The organism is Pseudomonas sp. TE36184 (assembly GCF_054060055.1).
The window spans coordinates 329,553-345,748 of the sequence record NZ_JBSSCU010000001.1 but is presented as its reverse complement, the minus strand read 5'-3'; the positions used below and the strand labels follow the sequence as shown (position 1 = coordinate 345,748).

Annotated in this window: 16 protein-coding genes; 9 read left to right on the top strand and 7 right to left on the bottom strand. The window is 61.8% G+C overall.

The annotated features are described in order from the left end of the window. The first annotated feature begins 146 nt into the window (after positions 1-146). Complete coding sequence (locus ACVWZP_RS01635) at positions 147-1,046, top strand: hypothetical protein (RefSeq protein ID WP_057004436.1); 900 nt, start codon at positions 147-149, stop codon at positions 1,044-1,046. 71 nt (positions 1,047-1,117) lie between these two features. Here the strand turns inward: ACVWZP_RS01635 and ACVWZP_RS01630 are convergent, their stop codons facing one another. The 4 genes from ACVWZP_RS01630 to ACVWZP_RS01615 all read right to left on the bottom strand — a co-directional run bounded on the left by ACVWZP_RS01630 (position 1,118) and on the right by ACVWZP_RS01615 (position 4,805). Next, positions 1,118-2,518, bottom strand: coding sequence for an LLM class flavin-dependent oxidoreductase (locus tag ACVWZP_RS01630; protein ID WP_457369313.1), 1,401 nt, complete (start codon positions 2,516-2,518; stop codon positions 1,118-1,120). Beyond that, positions 2,518-2,877 carry an acyl-CoA dehydrogenase gene (locus ACVWZP_RS01625; protein ID WP_372812548.1) on the bottom strand — a complete coding sequence of 120 codons (360 nt, stop codon included), beginning with the start codon at positions 2,875-2,877 and terminating at the stop codon, positions 2,518-2,520. The genes ACVWZP_RS01630 and ACVWZP_RS01625 overlap by 1 nt, the downstream gene beginning before the upstream one ends. 12 nt (positions 2,878-2,889) lie before the next feature. Beyond that, entirely contained in the window at positions 2,890-4,086 is a 1,197-nt protein-coding gene (locus ACVWZP_RS01620) for an SfnB family sulfur acquisition oxidoreductase (protein ID WP_457369312.1), read from the bottom strand. Between the two features lie 155 nt (positions 4,087-4,241). Next, positions 4,242-4,805 (bottom strand): helix-turn-helix domain-containing protein, encoded by a 564-nt coding sequence (locus tag ACVWZP_RS01615; RefSeq protein ID WP_017848086.1) that lies wholly within the window; start codon positions 4,803-4,805, stop codon positions 4,242-4,244. A gap of 92 nt (positions 4,806-4,897) precedes the next feature. Between ACVWZP_RS01615 and ACVWZP_RS01610 the strand changes: the two genes are divergently transcribed. The 7 genes from ACVWZP_RS01610 (at position 4,898) to ACVWZP_RS01580 (ending at position 12,078) form a co-directional block, all read left to right on the top strand. Continuing rightward, positions 4,898-5,827 carry a DMT family transporter gene (locus ACVWZP_RS01610; protein ID WP_017848087.1) on the top strand — a complete coding sequence of 310 codons (930 nt, stop codon included), beginning with the start codon at positions 4,898-4,900 and terminating at the stop codon, positions 5,825-5,827. A 211-nt stretch (positions 5,828-6,038) separates the two neighbouring features. Then, on the top strand, positions 6,039-8,960 hold the full coding sequence (locus ACVWZP_RS01605; protein ID WP_017848088.1) for a monovalent cation/H+ antiporter subunit A: 2,922 nt from the start codon (positions 6,039-6,041) through the stop codon (positions 8,958-8,960). Continuing rightward, the gene (locus ACVWZP_RS01600; protein ID WP_007986256.1) at positions 8,960-9,304 is read left to right on the top strand and encodes a Na+/H+ antiporter subunit C; all 345 of its coding nucleotides are present in this window, start codon (positions 8,960-8,962) and stop codon (positions 9,302-9,304) included. Before ACVWZP_RS01605 ends, ACVWZP_RS01600 begins: the two co-directional genes overlap by 1 nt. Further along, entirely contained in the window at positions 9,301-10,983 is a 1,683-nt protein-coding gene (locus tag ACVWZP_RS01595) for a monovalent cation/H+ antiporter subunit D (protein ID WP_046382882.1), read from the top strand. The genes ACVWZP_RS01600 and ACVWZP_RS01595 overlap by 4 nt, the downstream gene beginning before the upstream one ends. Continuing rightward, positions 10,980-11,468: a Na+/H+ antiporter subunit E gene (locus ACVWZP_RS01590; protein WP_017848090.1), complete on the top strand. Its 489-nt coding sequence runs from the start codon at positions 10,980-10,982 to the stop codon at positions 11,466-11,468. The genes ACVWZP_RS01595 and ACVWZP_RS01590 overlap by 4 nt, the downstream gene beginning before the upstream one ends. Continuing rightward, positions 11,465-11,743 carry a K+/H+ antiporter subunit F gene (locus ACVWZP_RS01585; RefSeq protein WP_017848091.1) on the top strand — a complete coding sequence of 93 codons (279 nt, stop codon included), beginning with the start codon at positions 11,465-11,467 and terminating at the stop codon, positions 11,741-11,743. Before ACVWZP_RS01590 ends, ACVWZP_RS01585 begins: the two co-directional genes overlap by 4 nt. Continuing rightward, positions 11,740-12,078 carry a Na+/H+ antiporter subunit G gene (locus ACVWZP_RS01580; protein WP_017848092.1) on the top strand — a complete coding sequence of 113 codons (339 nt, stop codon included), beginning with the start codon at positions 11,740-11,742 and terminating at the stop codon, positions 12,076-12,078. The genes ACVWZP_RS01585 and ACVWZP_RS01580 overlap by 4 nt, the downstream gene beginning before the upstream one ends. A 127-nt stretch (positions 12,079-12,205) precedes the next feature. Here ACVWZP_RS01580 and ACVWZP_RS01575 read toward each other — a convergent pair whose 3' ends face one another. Then, on the bottom strand, positions 12,206-12,664 hold the full coding sequence (locus ACVWZP_RS01575) for an HIT family protein (RefSeq protein WP_026140168.1): 459 nt from the start codon (positions 12,662-12,664) through the stop codon (positions 12,206-12,208). Here ACVWZP_RS01575 and ACVWZP_RS01570 point away from each other — a divergent pair. Continuing rightward, on the top strand, positions 12,593-12,835 hold the full coding sequence (locus ACVWZP_RS01570; RefSeq protein WP_457370409.1) for a hypothetical protein: 243 nt from the start codon (positions 12,593-12,595) through the stop codon (positions 12,833-12,835). The two genes, ACVWZP_RS01575 and ACVWZP_RS01570, sit on opposite strands and share 72 nt — an antisense overlap. Before the next feature lie 58 nt (positions 12,836-12,893). Here the strand turns inward: ACVWZP_RS01570 and cysS are convergent, their stop codons facing one another. Both cysS and ACVWZP_RS01560 read right to left on the bottom strand, forming a co-directional pair. Next, positions 12,894-14,282 carry a cysteine--tRNA ligase gene (cysS, locus tag ACVWZP_RS01565; RefSeq protein ID WP_017848094.1) on the bottom strand — a complete coding sequence of 463 codons (1,389 nt, stop codon included), beginning with the start codon at positions 14,280-14,282 and terminating at the stop codon, positions 12,894-12,896. Between the two features lie 14 nt (positions 14,283-14,296). Next, positions 14,297-15,994 carry a glutamine--tRNA ligase/YqeY domain fusion protein gene (locus tag ACVWZP_RS01560; RefSeq protein ID WP_017848095.1) on the bottom strand — a complete coding sequence of 566 codons (1,698 nt, stop codon included), beginning with the start codon at positions 15,992-15,994 and terminating at the stop codon, positions 14,297-14,299. Positions 15,995-16,196: the final 202 nt, after the last annotated feature.

The following is a 16,196-nucleotide window of genomic DNA, read 5'->3' as shown; positions in this document are numbered from 1 at the left end:
TCACCGGCATTCAAACATGTGTTCCGAATAACCACTTTCGCTATTAGAAACGATCACGTTATACCTGTCATTTTTGACAGTAGATATTGTGTTGCCCGCTTAATAGACTCAAGCCGAACCCACGTCACAACAAAGGAGAGCCGCTTATGAGCAGCTCGAATAAAACCAAGCCAAAAGCCACTTCAGGCACAGCCAGTGCAATAGTGAATGACGACGAGGACTTTAACAGTTTCGAGGGCACACGCTTCTATTTCTATCTGGATGAACAAACAAACAGATGGTATATCTCAGGCGCAAGCGATGAAGACCATCTTGGTCAATATCAATATATTTCGCTGTGGTTGCCTAACGAGGGTGACGTTGTAAAAAAAACCTACGCAATCGTTGACGACCATGGTGCGCAGGGGAAAGCCAATGCGTCATGGACAAAAGCAACTTCCTCGTCATTTCGCCCTTACACCGCCATCAGCGGAAGTGTGACGGTCACGCTGAACAGCACCCTGCAGACAGTGGAGTCAACCTTCGAGTTTGCAGCACAAAGCGGTTCAAAAACAGTCTCTCTTACCCAGGGCGAGATGAAACTCCAAGGATTTACCGAGGACAAGAAAGCCAGAGCCAGCGGTTTGGTGGCGTGTAACCTCAGCGAGTCGATTAATGAGCGCTATGAGTCTAATGAGACAGGGTTTAATAAAAGAGGAGAGACGGGTAGTTTCCCTGCCTATCTACAGGCCTGGTCACGACAGTTCACGTCGAAACCCGACTTTAAGGACTATGTATTATCCATCAACATAGCCGAAGGCCTTTCACGCGGCACCTACAGCTTTAGTCCTGAAAGCAAACAGGTCCGTCTGTTTTTCTTCCATATCCTTGAAGGTTTCGTTTGGAGCGCTGAAAGCGGTACGGTCACATTCAATTCAATTCCAGATTTCGAGGCAATTAAAGGCAAACTTTCTGGAACATTCAACTTTGTCGGCACCGCCGAACTTGGCGATGGCAGCCAACTCGTTTTAAGAGCTGACAATGGAAGCTTCAACCTGGAACAATAAACGTATTTGTCATCTTCCCTCGGGTGTTGCGTGTCATGCGCAACACCCGAGGGCCCTTTCGCTCGGTTGAATCAGGCACGCGCAGCAGCTCTATCTTTCTGCACATTTGCCAATACGCGATAACCGCTGCCTGGGTGGGACTCGGGCAACCTTGCACCTTCACCAAACAACTTCTCGCGCAACGTGCCCTGGGCGTATTCCTTCTTGTACACCCCACGCTTCTGCAACTCCGGCACCAGCAGTTCCACCGCGTCGATAAAGGTTTCGTGGGTCAGCGCATAGGCCAGGTTGAAGCCGTCCACATCGGTGTCTTCCACCCACTCCTGCAACAAGTCCGCGACCGTCTCCGGGCTGCCGACAAACAGCGGGCCAAAGCCGCCGATACCGACCCAGTCGGCCAGTTCCTTGGGCGTCCAGACCTTGCTCGGGTCCGCCGTGGAGAAGGCTTCCACCGCCGACTGAATCGCATTGGTATGCACATGCTTGAGCGGTTCGTCGGGCTTGAACTGGCTGAAGTCGATGCCGGTCCAGCCGGAGATCAGCGCCATGGCGCCTTCGTAGCTGACGTAGGATTTGTACTCGTCGAACTTGGCCTTGGCCTTCGCGTCGGTCTCGCCGACGATCACCGTCTGCAGGTTGAAGATCAGGATCTTGCGAGGATCACGCCCGGCCTCGGCCGCGCGGCGACGAATGTCGGCGACGGTGTTTTTCAGCAGCGTCTTGGACGGTGCGGCGACAAACACGCACTCGGCCTGCTCGGCAGCGAACTGCTTGCCACGGCTGGACGCGCCCGCCTGGTACAGCAACGGCGTGCGTTGCGGCGACGGCTCGCACAGGTGGATGCCGGGCACCTGGAAGTGTTTGCCGACGTGGCGGATCTCGTGGATCTTGCTCGGGTCACTGAAAATCCGCCGCTCGCGGTCACGCAGCACGGCGCCCTCTTCCCAGCTGCCTTCCCAGAGTTTGTAGCAAACCTCCAGGTATTCCTCGGCGTAGTCGTAGCGCGCATCGTGTTCGGTCTGGGCGTTCTGGCCGAGGTTCTTGGCGCCGCTTTCCAGGTAAGAGGTGACGATGTTCCAGCCGACACGGCCTTTGGTCAGGTGGTCGAGCGTGGAAAGGCGTCGAGCGAACGGATACGGGTGTTCGAAGGACAACGACGCGGTCAGGCCAAAACCCAGGTGTTCAGTGACCAGCGCCATCGGCGCGATCAGCGACAGCGGGTCGTTGACCGGCACTTGAGTGGCCTGGCGGATCGCCGCGCCGCCATTGCCGTTGTACACGTCGTAGATGCCCAGCACATCGGCGATAAACAGGCCGTCGAACTTGCCGCGCTCGAGGATTTTCGCCAGGTCGGTCCAGTACTCCAGGTCCTTGTACTGCCACGAGCGATCACGCGGGTGTGCCCACAGGCCGGGGGATTGGTGGCCGACGCAATTCATGTCGAAGGCATTCAAGCGGATTTCACGGGACATCAAGCAGTCCTCCCGGGGGCGATACCGTTGAGGTGGTAGTTGCCGACAAGCTGGTACTTCCAGCGCAACGGCTCTTCGAGGGGCGACGGCAACGCGCTGCGCTGGCCGGTCAGTTCGAATTCGGCGGCGCTGGCGAACAGCAAGGCTTCGGCGGCGGCGATCTGCGCTTCGGTGGCGGCGACAGGCGTTGGGTGGGTTTCGGCGTATTCCAGCAAGGCGGCGGCCACCTCCACGCGGATCTGCCAGTCGCCGAAGCGGCTGATTACGTAAGGGTCATCACTTTTTTGCAGCACACGTCGGGTGCTCTCCAGCAATTGGCGAGCCTGGTCGAGCGCGGTGGGTTGGGTCAGTGCATTCATGGGGCAGGCTCCTCAGTTCCAGGCATGGCGTGCGGGTTTGACGCCGTTGAGCACGAAGTTACCGATCAGGTGGTATTTCCAGCGGACCGGGTCGTGCAGAGTGTGGGTGCGCGCGTTGCGCCAGAAGCGGTCGAGGTTGTGCTTGCCGGTCACCGAGCGGGTGCCGCCCAGCTCGAAGAGCTTGCTGCTGGCGAGCAACGCGGTTTCGGCCGACAGCACTTTGGCCTGAGCGACGATCAGCGAGGCATGGGCGACGGTGTCTTCGTTCGGTTCGGCGAGGGCCTGGTCGACCGCTTTACCGGCCTTGGCGAGAATCGCTTCGGTGCCGTGTACGCGCCATTCCAGATCACCGATGGCGGCGATGGTGAATGGGTCCTGCCAGCCATGATCCTGTTGGCTGTCGATCCATGGGCGGGCCTGGCGCGCGAAGACTTTCGCTTGCTCGAGGGCACCCACGGCGATGCCGGTATCGATCGCGGCCTGGATGATCTGCGAGATCGGGCCGTCAGCGGTCGGTTGGTCGAACGCCAGGTGCGCGGGAATCACCGCGCTCAGCGGCACCGTCACGCCATCGAGGGTCACGCCGCCACTGGCGGTGGTGCGCTGGCCGAAGCCGTCCCAGCTGTCGATGACCGTGAGGCCCGGCGCATCGCGCTCGACGAAGGCAATCAAGGCCTTGCCCTGTTCGTTGGTGCCCACCGCCGGCACGATATGGGCGAACAGCGCGCCGGTGCAGTAGAACTTCTCGCCATTGATCTGCGCATGATCGGCGTGAACGCGAATCTGCGTGTCGAAGGTGCCGGCGTTCTTGCTCTTGGCTTCGGAGAAAGCGTTACCGAAACGGTAGCCGGCCAGGACCTTGCCGAAGTAGTGGAGTTTTTGCTCCTCGCTGCCGGTTTGCAGCAGGATATCCACCACCCCCAGGTGGTTCTGCGGGATCTGCGCCAGGGACGGATCGGCGGCGGCGATCAACTTGATCACCTCTGCCACCGTCACATAGGACACCTCGGCGCCGCCATAGGCCTTGGGGATGGTGATGCCCCACAGGCCGCTGGCGGAAAATTCGTCGAGTTCAGCGACCGGCAGGCGCCGCTCGCGGTCGCGCACGCTGGCCTCGACGGCGAAACGTTCGGCCAGGCGCGTGGCGACCGCGATGGCTTCGGCGTCTGATCGGATGATATGAGCAGGGTGTTGAGGGTGGGCTGACATGGGCCGACTCCAGAGTCCAAGGGGATGCTGGAGTGATTGCAGGAGTCGTGCCCGAAACCAATCTTCAATAAGATCAGTAGGTTGCCGTCATTTTAATGCAAGGGAACCCGCCTGCGATCGAGCAAAGTGTCCATCCGCTGTTGGCGGGTCAACAGTCAGATCACCACATTGCGCACAAAGCGCACCGCCACGTCGCCGTCATTGCGATAGGCGTGGGCCTGGCGGCTGGCGAACATGAAGAACTCACCGGCGCCGACCGGTTTTTCCTGACCATCCAGCACCAATGTCAGGCGGCCTTCGAACACGAACAACTGCACGCTCCAGCCATCCGGGTCCGGCTCGGGGCTGTAGCAATCGCCCGGCTCCAGGCGCATCTCCCACAGCTCGACTTCACGCCGCGCCGTGGCCTTGGCAAGCAATACAGCTTTGCTGCCGGGGATGTCACCGGCCCAGGCCAGTTCGTTGATACGGCTATGGTCAGGTGCATCCGGGGCCTGGATCAGGTCGCTGAAAGCCACATCCAGCGCTTCGGCGACGCGGTCGAGGGTGGACAGGCTGACGTTTTTCTCGCCAGCCTCGATGGCCACCAGCATGCGTCGGCTGACCCCGGACTTTTCCGAGAGCGCGGTCTGGCTCAAGTCGGCGGCATGACGCAGGCGACGAACATTCTGGCTGACATGCTGCAGGACCGAGGCCCGTTGCGGATTTTCTTTGTGCACTATATTGCTCAATGGGTGGATGTGCGCAGTATACTGCCCAGCGTGCGGCGCATTGTGCGGTCCGCGCCCCTCCCTTGCAAGACTGAGCCGCCATGACCACCCCGAATGCTCCCTCGCGTTTCAACCGCTTCAGCAAAGCCGAATGCATCCTGGTGTTCATCACCATGATCTGGGGCGGCACCTTTTTGCTGGTGCAGCACGCCATGACTGTCAGCGGACCGATGTTTTTCGTGGGCCTGCGGTTTGCTGCGGCGACGATCGCGGTCGGTTTTTTCTCTTTGCGCACCCTGCGCGACCTGACCCTGTTCGAGTTGAAAGCCGGCGTATTTATCGGCGTGGCGATCATGTTTGGTTACGGGCTGCAGACCATCGGCCTGCAGACGATTCTGAGTAGCCAGTCGGCATTCATTACCGCGCTCTATGTCCCGTTCGTGCCGTTGTTGCAATGGCTGGTGCTGGGTCGTCGGCCAGGGTTGATGCCGAGCATTGGCATCATGCTGGCGTTTGCCGGGTTGATGCTGTTGACCGGCCCGGCCGGTGCTTCGCTGAATTTCAGCCCCGGCGAGATCGCCACGCTGATCGGTGCGGTGGCGATTGCCGCCGAGATCATCCTGATCAGCGCATTTGCCGGGCAAGTGGACGTGCGTCGGGTGACCGTGGTGCAACTGGCCACGGCGTCGTTGTTGTCGTTCCTGATGGTGGTGCCGATGGGCGAGGCGTTGCCGGGGTTCTCCTGGTTGCTGTTGTTCAGCGCGGTGGGCCTGGGCCTGACCAGCGCGGTGATCCAGGTGGCGATGAACTGGGCGCAGCAAAGCGTTTCGCCGACGCGGGCCACATTGATTTATGCCGGGGAACCGGTGTGGGCCGGCGTGGTTGGGCGGATTGCCGGGGAGCGGTTCCCGCCGATTGCCATGGTCGGGGCGGCGTTGATCGTGGCGGCGGTGGTGGTGAGTGAGTTGAAGACGCGCGGGCAGAAGGCGATCGAATTGCAAAATGCGCGGGAACAGGAACAGCAGGGGTAAGGTCCGAGCCCGGGCGGTGGCTGTCAAATCGCCATCCCGGGCACGCCCAGCGTCCACAATCAGGCGCTGGTGCGCGTGGTGGGGGGTTAGCTGAAACAATGCCAAATGGGCGTTTTCAGCCTACCTTGTAGGATCCTGCCACACGTTGCCGTTTGGTGATCAAGAAAGCGGCACGTATGATGCATCCCAAACTCCCGCAGATTAGAAGCCTATGTCCCTGATAGTTCTACTGCTTCTGCCTTTTATCGGCAGCTGTCTGGCGGCCTTGCTGCCGCACAACGCACGTAACACCGAATCCTTGCTGGCCGGCCTCATCGCCCTGATCGGTACTGTTCAAGTCGCCCTGCTCTACCCTCAAATCGCCCACGGCGGGGTGATCCGCGAAGAATTCATGTGGTTGCCCAGCCTGGGCGTGAATTTCGTCTTGCGCATGGACGGCTTCGCCTGGCTGTTCTCGATGCTGGTGCTCGGCATCGGCACGCTGGTGTCGCTGTATGCGCGTTACTACATGTCGCCGGACGATCCGGTGCCGCGCTTCTTTGCGTTTTTCCTGGCATTCATGGGGGCCATGCTCGGCCTGGTGATCTCCGGCAACCTGATCCAGATCGTGTTCTTCTGGGAACTGACCAGCCTGTTCTCGTTCCTGCTGATCGGTTACTGGCACCACCGCGCCGATGCGCGACGCGGTGCCTACATGGCGTTGATGGTCACTGGCGCGGGCGGTTTGTGCCTGCTGGCCGGCGTGATGCTGCTGGGGCATATCGTCGGCAGCTATGACCTGGACCTGGTCCTCGCGGCGGGCGATCAGATTCGCGCGCACTCGCTGTACCCGGTCATGCTGGCCCTGGTGCTGATCGGCGCGTTGAGCAAAAGCGCGCAGTTCCCGTTCCACTTCTGGCTGCCCCACGCCATGGCGGCACCGACACCGGTGTCGGCCTACCTGCATTCGGCGACGATGGTGAAGGCCGGCGTGTTCCTGCTGGCCCGCCTGTGGCCGTCGCTGTCCGGCAGCGAAGAATGGTTCTGGCTCGTCGGCGGCGCCGGCGCCCTGACCCTCCTGCTCGGCGCTTACTGCGCCATGTTCCAGAACGATCTCAAGGGCCTGCTGGCCTACTCCACCATCAGCCACCTCGGCCTGATCACCCTGCTGCTCGGCCTCAACAGCCCATTGGCCGCTGTCGCCGCAGTGTTCCACATCCTCAACCACGCCACCTTCAAGGCCTCGCTGTTCATGGCGGCCGGCATCATCGACCACGAAAGCGGCACCCGCGATATCCGCAAGCTCAGCGGCCTGGTGCGCCTGATCCCGTTTACCGCGACCCTGGCGATGGTGGCCAGTGCGTCCATGGCCGGCGTGCCGTTGCTCAATGGCTTTCTGTCCAAAGAGATGTTCTTCGCTGAAACCGTATTCATCTCGTCGACCGCCTGGGTGGAAATCGCCCTGCCGGTGATCGCGACCATCGCCGGCACCTTCAGCGTGGCCTACGCGCTGCGTTTCACCGTGGATGTGTTCTTCGGCCCGCCTGCGACGGACCTGCCCCACACCCCGCACGAGCCTCCCCGCTGGATGCGCGCGCCGGTGGAGCTGCTGGTGTTCACCTGCCTGCTGGTGGGGATCTTCCCGGCCCAGGTGGTCGGCTCGATCCTCGCCGCCGCCGCGCTGCCGGTCGTCGGCGGCGTGTTGCCGCAATACAGCCTGGCCATCTGGCACGGCTGGAACGCGCCGATGATCATGAGCCTGGTGGCGATGTGCGGCGGGGTGCTGCTCTATCTGCTGCTGCGCAAGCAACTCAAGCGCGGGCGCTTCAAGTACCCGCCGGTGATCAGCTACTTCAACGGCAAGCGCGGCTTCGAGCGCTGCCTGGTGCTGATGATGCGCGGCGCGCGCAAAATCGAGAAACGCATCAGCACCAAGCGCCTGCAGACGCAGTTGTTCCTGCTGGTGCTGGTCGCCGTGATCGGCGGGCTGATCCCGCTGCTCAACAGCGGCCTCAGTTGGGGCGACCGGCCGAAGATCCCGGGCTCCATCGTGTTCGTCACCCTGTGGCTGCTGGCGATTGCCTGCGCCCTCGGCGCCGCCTGGCAGGCCAAGTACCACCGGCTGGCGGCCCTGACCATGGTCAGCGTGTGCGGCATGATGACCTGCATCACCTTCGTGTGGTTCTCGGCGCCGGACCTGGCGCTGACGCAACTGGTCGTGGAAGTGGTGACCACCGTGCTGATCCTGCTGGGCCTGCGCTGGCTGCCACGGCGGATCGAAGAAGTGTCGCCACTGCCCAGTACGCTGCGCAAGGCACGCATTCGCCGCTTGCGCGACTTCCTGCTGTCCACCGTGGTCGGTGGCGGCATGGCGCTGCTGTCCTACGCGATGCTGACCCGCCAGACGCCCAACGACATTTCCTCGTTCTACTTGAGCCGCGCCCTCCCCGAAGGCGGCGGCAGCAATGTGGTGAACGTGATGCTGGTGGACTTCCGTGGCTTCGACACCCTCGGCGAAATCACCGTGCTCGGCGCCGTGGCGCTGACCGTGTATGCCCTGCTGCGACGCTTCCGCCCTTCCAAGGAAAGCATGCAACTGCCCGCGCAACAGCGCCAACTCGCGCCGGACGTAGCCACCGACCTGATCAACCCGCGCCAGGCCAGCGACACCGCCCTGGGCTACATGATGGTGCCGGCGGTGCTGGTGCGCCTGCTGCTGCCGATTGCGCTGGTGGTGTCGTTCTACCTGTTCATGCGCGGCCACAACCAACCGGGCGGTGGTTTTGTCGCCGGCCTGGTGATGTCGGTGGCGTTTATCCTGCAATACATGGTCGCCGGCACCCAGTGGGTCGAGGCGCAGATGAGTCTGCGGCCGATGCGCTGGATGGGCTTTGGTCTGTTCTCGGCGACCCTGACCGGGCTCGGCGCATTGTTCGCCGGCTACCCGTTCCTCACCACCCACACCTGGCATCTCAGCTTGCCGGTGCTGGGCGACATCCATATCGCCAGCGCCCTGTTCTTCGACGTCGGCGTGTACGCCATGGTCGTCGGATCGACGCTGCTGATGCTCACCGCCCTCGGTCACCAATCGGTGCGGGCCCATAAACCGAGCAACCAGCCGAAAACCGTTGCCACACCGGAAGGAGCCGCCTGATGGAAGAAGTCATCGCAATTGCCATTGGGGTCCTGGCGGCCTCCGGCGTCTGGTTGATCCTGCGGCCACGGACGTTCCAGGTGGTGATGGGCCTGTGCCTGTTGTCGTATGGGGTCAACCTGTTCATTTTCAGCATGGGCAGCCTGTTTATCGGTAAGGAGCCGATCATCAAGGACGGCGTGCCGCAAGACCTGTTGCATTACACCGACCCGCTGCCCCAGGCGCTGGTGCTGACGGCGATCGTGATCAGCTTCGCCATGACCGCGCTGTTCCTCGTGGTACTGCTGGCGTCGCGGGGCCTGACCGGCACCGACCATGTGGACGGCCGGGAGCCCAAGGAATGACCTGGGTCAACCAACTGATCGTCGCGCCGATCCTGCTGCCGTTGCTGACCGCCGCGCTGATGCTGATGCTCGGCGAGAAGCACCGCCCGCTCAAGGCGCGTATCAACCTGTTCTCGAGCATGCTCGGCCTCGCTATCGCCATCTTGCTGTTGTACTGGACGCAACAAGGCGGCCCCGGTTCGATCGGCGTGTACTTGCCCGGCAACTGGCAAGTGCCGTTCGGCATCGTGCTGGTGGTGGACCAACTGTCGGCGCTGATGCTGGTACTCACCGGGATCATCGGCGTGAGTGCGCTGCTGTTCGCGATGGCGCGCTGGGACCGTGCGGGCACCAGTTTCCATGCGTTGTTCCAGATCCAGATGATGGGCCTCTACGGCGCCTTTCTCACCGCCGACCTGTTCAACCTGTTCGTGTTCTTCGAGGTGTTGCTGGCGGCCTCCTATGGCTTGATGCTGCACGGTTCCGGCCGGGCGCGGGTGTCGTCGGGGTTGCATTACATCGCGATCAACCTGCTGGCGTCGTCGCTGTTCCTGATCGGCGCGGCGATGATCTATGGCGTCACCGGCACACTGAACTTCGCGGACCTGGCGCTGAAAATCCCGCTGGTGCCAGAAGCCGATCGCGGCCTGTTGCATGCGGGTGCGGCGATCCTCGCCACCGCATTCCTGGCCAAGGCCGGCATGTGGCCGCTGAACTTCTGGCTGGCGCCGGCGTACTCATCGGCCAGCGCGCCGGTGGCAGCGATGTTCGCGATCATGACCAAGGTCGGCGTGTACACCGTGCTGCGCCTGTGGACCCTGCTGTTCTCCGGCCAGGCCGGGGCGTCGGCGCTGTTCGGCGGCGACTGGCTGGTGTACGGCGGCATGGCGACCATCATCTGCGCGGCGCTGGCGATGCTGGCGGCGCAGCGCCTGGAGCGCATGGCCAGTTTGAGCATCCTGGTCTCGGCCGGCATCCTGCTCTCGTCGGTGGGGTTCGCCCAGCCGAGCCTGACAGCCGGAGCATTGTTCTATCTGGTCAGTTCCACGCTGGCGTTGAGTGCGCTGTTCCTGCTGGCCGAATTGATCGAACGCTCGCGCTCGGCCAACGACCTGCCGCTGGATGAAGAGATCGATGCGCTGCCCAAAGCCATGGAATCCCTGCATCCGCGCCCCGGCGTGAACCTTGATGACGAACAGAAAGCCGTGGTCGGCCAGGTGATTCCCTGGACCATGGCCTTCCTCGGCTTGAGCTTTGTCGCCTGCGCCCTGCTGATCATCGGCATGCCGCCGCTGTCGGGGTTTATCGGCAAGCTCAGCCTGTTGAGCGCGCTGGTCAATCCGCCGGGCTTGGGCCATGCGCTGGATGAGCCTGTCCGCCCTGCCGCGTGGGGCCTGGTGACGTTGCTGATCCTGTCCGGCCTGGCCTCGCTGATCGCCTTCGCCCGCCTGGGCATCCAGCGCTTCTGGACCCCGGAAGAACGCCCGTCACCGCTGCTGCGCCGTTATGAGTGCGTGCCGATCTTCTTCCTGCTCGGCCTGAGCATCCTGCTGACCTTCAAGGCCGAGCCGCTGATGCGCTACACCCTGGACACCGCCAAGAGCCTGAACAACCCGGAACAGTATGTGATGGCGGTCATGGCCACGCGCCCGGTGCCCAGCCCTGAAGCCAAGACCGCAGCGCTGGAGGTGCAGCCATGAAGCGCCTGTTCCCGGCCCCGTGGTTATCGCTGGCGTTGTGGGTGTTGTGGCTGCTGCTGAACCTGTCGATCAGCCCCGGCAACCTGTTACTGGGCGCGCTACTGGGTTTGCTCGCGCCGCTGCTGATGGCGCCGCTGCGCCCGCTGCCGATCCGCATCCGCCGCCCTGGGGTGATCATCCGCCTGTTCTTCCGGGTGGGGCGTGACGTGATCATCTCCAACCTGCAAGTCGCCTGGGGCGTGCTGGTGTGCGGCTCGCGGCCACCGCGTTCGCGCTTTATCAAAATCCCCCTGGACCTGCGCGACGCCAACGGCCTGGCCGTGTTGTCGATGATCACCAGCGTGACCCCCGGCACCGTCTGGTCGGAACTCGCCCTGGACCGCAGCATCCTGCTGCTGCACGTCTTCGACCTGGACGATGAAGCGCAGTTTATCCAGCACTTCAAACACGACTACGAACGGCCCTTGATGGAGATCTTCGAATGAGCGCCCTGCTCTCCAATGCGATCCTGTTCAGCCTGTTCCTGTTCTCGCTGGCCATGGCGCTGACACTGGTCCGCCTGTTCAAAGGCCCATCGGCCCAGGACCGGGTCCTGGCGTTGGACTACCTGTACATCCTGGCGATGCTGATGATGCTGGTGCTGGGCATTCGGTATGCCAGTGATACCTACTTCGAAGCGGCGCTGTTGATTGCGCTGTTTGGCTTTGTCGGGTCATTTGCCCTGGCCAAATTCCTGCTGCGTGGCGAGGTGATCGAATGATGCCGTTATGGGTTGAAGTGTGCGTGGCCGTGTTGCTGGTGCTGAGCAGCGTGTTTGCCCTGATTGGCGCAATCGGGTTGCTGCGCATGAAGGATTTCTTCCAGCGCATGCACCCGCCGGCACTGGCCTCGACGCTGGGCGCGTGGAGCGTGGCGTTGGCGTCGATCATCTATTTTTCGGTGCTCAAGTCCGGGCCGGTGTTGCACGGGTGGTTGATCCCGATCTTGCTGTCGATCACCGTGCCGGTGACGACGCTGCTGCTGGCGCGCACCGCGCTGTTCCGCAAGCGCATGGCCGGTGACGATGTGCCCGCCGAGGTCAGCAGCCGTCGCTGAGTTCTGATGCGACACGGTCAAAAAAATGTGGGAGGGGGCTTGCCCCCGATAGCAGGGTGTCAGTGAATGCAGCTGTCGCTGACACACCGCTATCGGGGGCAAGCCCCCTCCCACATTTGGATCGAGGCTAGGCGAAGGATCGGATGTGTGCCGCCAACTCCGCCAACTCGGCATCATCCGCCCGCACAAAATCGTGGGACGAGATGTACCCCTCGTAGCGATCAAAGAACTTGTCGACCCTGGAACTGATGGGCTTGAAGTCACTGTCCTGCCCCGTCCCATGCATGGGAAACAGCTTCGCATGCAGGTGATCCACCCCGTAGCCTTCCAGAATCATCCCCGTGCGCGCCACATCGGGAAACGCCCGGTCGATCTGCTGCGCGGTTTTCTTCGCCGCCACCACCAGACCTGCCAGCACTTCATCCGACTGGGCGAAGGCGTAGCTTCCGTAGTGCTGCTTGGGGATCACCACGCTGAAACCGGGGGTGTTGGGGAAAATAGACAGGAAGGCCATATGCTGTTCGTCTTCCCACAGAATATGGGCCGGGGAGGTTTTTCGGACAATGCTGCAGAAAATACAATCCATTTGAATCACCGTCAGTTTCATCATGGGCTTGGTCTGATCGACCATCTAAAGCCAGGATTGGGCGGGCGTCAAAGCAAATGGGCTTTTTCCAGAACGTCGCAGGTTGGCTACCGCTCGAAGCCGTGTTCCGACAGCGTTACGAAGACCGGCCCTTCGCGCATGTTTCGCTGAACCCAAAATGAAAAACGCCCCGAACCAGTCGGGGCGTTTTTCATTCAGCGTTTACTGATCAAGCCTGATCAGCCAAGCGCCACGTCGTCCCACCCTTGCCGTCTTCCAACACCACACCCATCGCGGTCAGTTGGTCACGGATCCGGTCGGACTCCGCCCAGTCCTTGTTGGCCCGCGCCGTCAAGCGCGCCTGGATCAGCGCGTCCACTTCAGCCGCATCCACACGCCCTTCGGCGCCGGCTTGCAGGAAGTCGTCGGCTTCCATCTGCAACACGCCCAGCACGCTGGCCAGTTCTTTCAGGCGTGCAGCCAGACCGGCCGCTGCGTCGAGATCGCTCTCACGCAGGCGGTTGATCTCGCGCACCATCTCGAACAGCACCGCGCAGGCTTCCGGTGTGCCGAAGTCGTCGTTCATCACTTCGGTGAACCGGGCCACGAACGCTTCGCCGCCGGCCGGCGCCACAGAGGGCAGGCCTTTCAACGCGTGGTAGAAACGCTCCAGGGCGCCTTTGGCGTCCTTGAGGTTGTCTTCCGAATAGTTGATCGCGCTGCGGTAGTGGCTGGACACCAGCAGGTAGCGGACCACCTCCGGGTGGTACTTTTCCAGCACGTCGCGGATGGTGAAGAAGTTGTTCAAGGACTTGGACATCTTCTCGCCATTGATGCGGATCATGCCGCAGTGCATCCAGGCGTTGGCGTAGGTCTTGCCGGTGGCGGCTTCGCTTTGGGCGATTTCGTTTTCGTGGTGCGGGAACTCGAGGTCGCTGCCGCCGCCATGAATGTCGAAGGTCTCCCCCAGGCAGCAGGTGGACATCACCGAGCATTCGATGTGCCAGCCCGGACGCCCGGCGCCCCAAGGCGATTCCCAGCTTGGCTCGCCGGGTTTGGTGCCTTTCCACAGCACGAAGTCGAGCGGGTCTTGCTTGGCTTCGTCGACTTCGATGCGCGCGCCGATGCGCAGGTCTTCGATTTTCTTGCGCGACAGCTTGCCGTAGCCCATGAACTTGGCGACGCGGTAGTACACGTCGCCATTGCCTGGAGCGTAGGCGTAGCCCTTGTCGATCAAGGTCTGGATCATCGCGTGCATGCCCGGGATATGGTCCGTGGCACGCGGTTCCATGTCCGGCTTGAGGATGTTGAGGCGCGCCTCGTCCTCGTGCATGGCGGCGATCATGCGCGCGGTCAGGACGTCGAACGGCTCGCCGTTTTCCTTGGCGCGGTTGATGATCTTGTCGTCGATGTCGGTGATGTTGCGCACATAGGTCAAGTCGTAGCCGCTGAAACGCAACCAGCGGGTCACCAGGTCAAAGGCGACCATGCTGCGGCCGTGGCCGATGTGGCAGTAGTCGTACACGGTCATGCCGCACACGTACATGCGTACCTTGTTGCCATCCAGCGGCTTGAAGACTTCTTTGCTCTTGCTGAGCGTGTTGTAGATCGTTAGCACGACGGTTCCTTAAATCACTGGCCCCACGAATCACGCAAGGTCACGGTACGGTTGAATACCGGATGGCCAGGTTTCGAGTCCTTGATATCCGCGCAGAAGTAGCCTTCGCGCTCGAACTGGAAACGGTCTTCCGGCTGTGCATTGCCAAGGGATGGCTCGGCACGACAACCCGTGAGTACTTGCAGGGAGTTCGGATTGATGTTGTCGAGGAAGCTCGCGCTGTCTTCGGCTTTCTCAGGGTTCGGCGAACGGAACAGACGGTCGTACAGACGCACTTCACACTCGACGCTGGCGGCGGCCGGCACCCAGTGGATCACGCCCTTGACCTTGCGGCCTTCAGGGTTCTTGCCCAGGGTTTCTGGATCATACGAGCAGCGCAGTTCGACGATGTTGCCCGCGGCGTCCTTGATCGCTTCGTCGGCGCGGATCACGTAGCTGCCGCGCAGGCGCACTTCGCCGGTAGGTTCCAGGCGCTTGTAGCCTTTTGGCGGCTCTTCCATGAAGTCGTCACGGTCGATGTAGATTTCACGGGCGAACGGCAGTGCGCGCACGCCCATGTCTTCTTTCGGGTGGCGTGGCAGTTCGAGGTTCTCGACCTGGCCTTCCGGGTAGTTGGTGATCACGACTTTCAGCGGGCGCAGCACGCACATGGCGCGCGGGGCGCTGTGGTCGAGGTCGTCACGGATGCTGAATTCGAGCATGCCGAAGTCGACCACGCCGTCGGAACGGTTGGTGCCGACCATTTCGCAGAAGTTGCGGATGGACTTGGGCGTGTAGCCGCGACGGCGGAAGCCCGACAGCGTCGACATGCGCGGGTCGTCCCAGCCGTTGACGTGCTGTTCATCCACCAATTGCTTGAGCTTGCGCTTGCTGGTGATGGTGTAGTTCAGGTTCAGGCGGCTGAATTCGTACTGGCGCGGGTGTGCCGGAACCGGCAGGTGCTCCAGGAACCATTCGTACAGCGGACGGTGGCTTTCGAACTCCAGGGTGCAGATGGAGTGGGTGATGCCTTCGATGGCGTCCGACTGGCCGTGGGTGAAGTCGTAGTTCGGGTAGATGCACCACTTGTCACCGGTCTGGTGGTGATGGGCATGGCGGATGCGGTACATGATCGGGTCGCGCAGGTTCATGTTCGGCGAGGCCATGTCGATCTTGGCACGCAGTACACGGGCACCGTCTGCGAACTCACCGGCGCGCATGCGGGCGAACCAGTCCAGGTTCTCTTCCACCGAACGGTCGCGGAACGGGCTGTTCTTGCCCGGCTCGGTCAGCGTGCCACGGTATTCCTTGGCCTGTTCAGGGGTGAGGTCGTCGACGTAGGCCTTGCCGGCCTTGATCAGCACGATGGCCCAGTCGAACAACTGGTCGAAATACTTGGACGCATAGCGCACTTCACCGGACCATTCGAAGCCCAGCCACTTGATGTCGCTTTCGATGGCGTCGATGTATTCCTGGTCTTCCTTGGCCGGGTTGGTATCGTCGAAACGCAGGTGCGTGACGCCACCGAACTCCTGGGCCAGACCGAAGTTCACACAGATCGACTTGGCGTGACCGATGTGCAGGTAGCCGTTGGGCTCCGGCGGAAAGCGCGTGACGATCTGCGTGTGCTTGCCCGAATCCAGGTCCGCCTGGATGATCGGGCGCAGGAAATTGACCGTGGCGGCAGGACCGGCCTTGGCGTTCGAGGTAGGGTCGACAGTGGGCTTGCTCATATTATCCTTGAACAGACGAGTACGTGGCCTTGGGCAGGCCAGATAAAACAAAGGGCTTATCATAGCCGAAGCGGTCAACCGCCTGACAGGGTGCGGCCAAAAACTGCTGCTTTAATTGCCCGGGCGGTAAAAAACCACCTCGAAATTCCCGCAGGGCACGCTAAACTGCGCGTCTTGGCCAACGTTTAGCCAAACAGGTCAG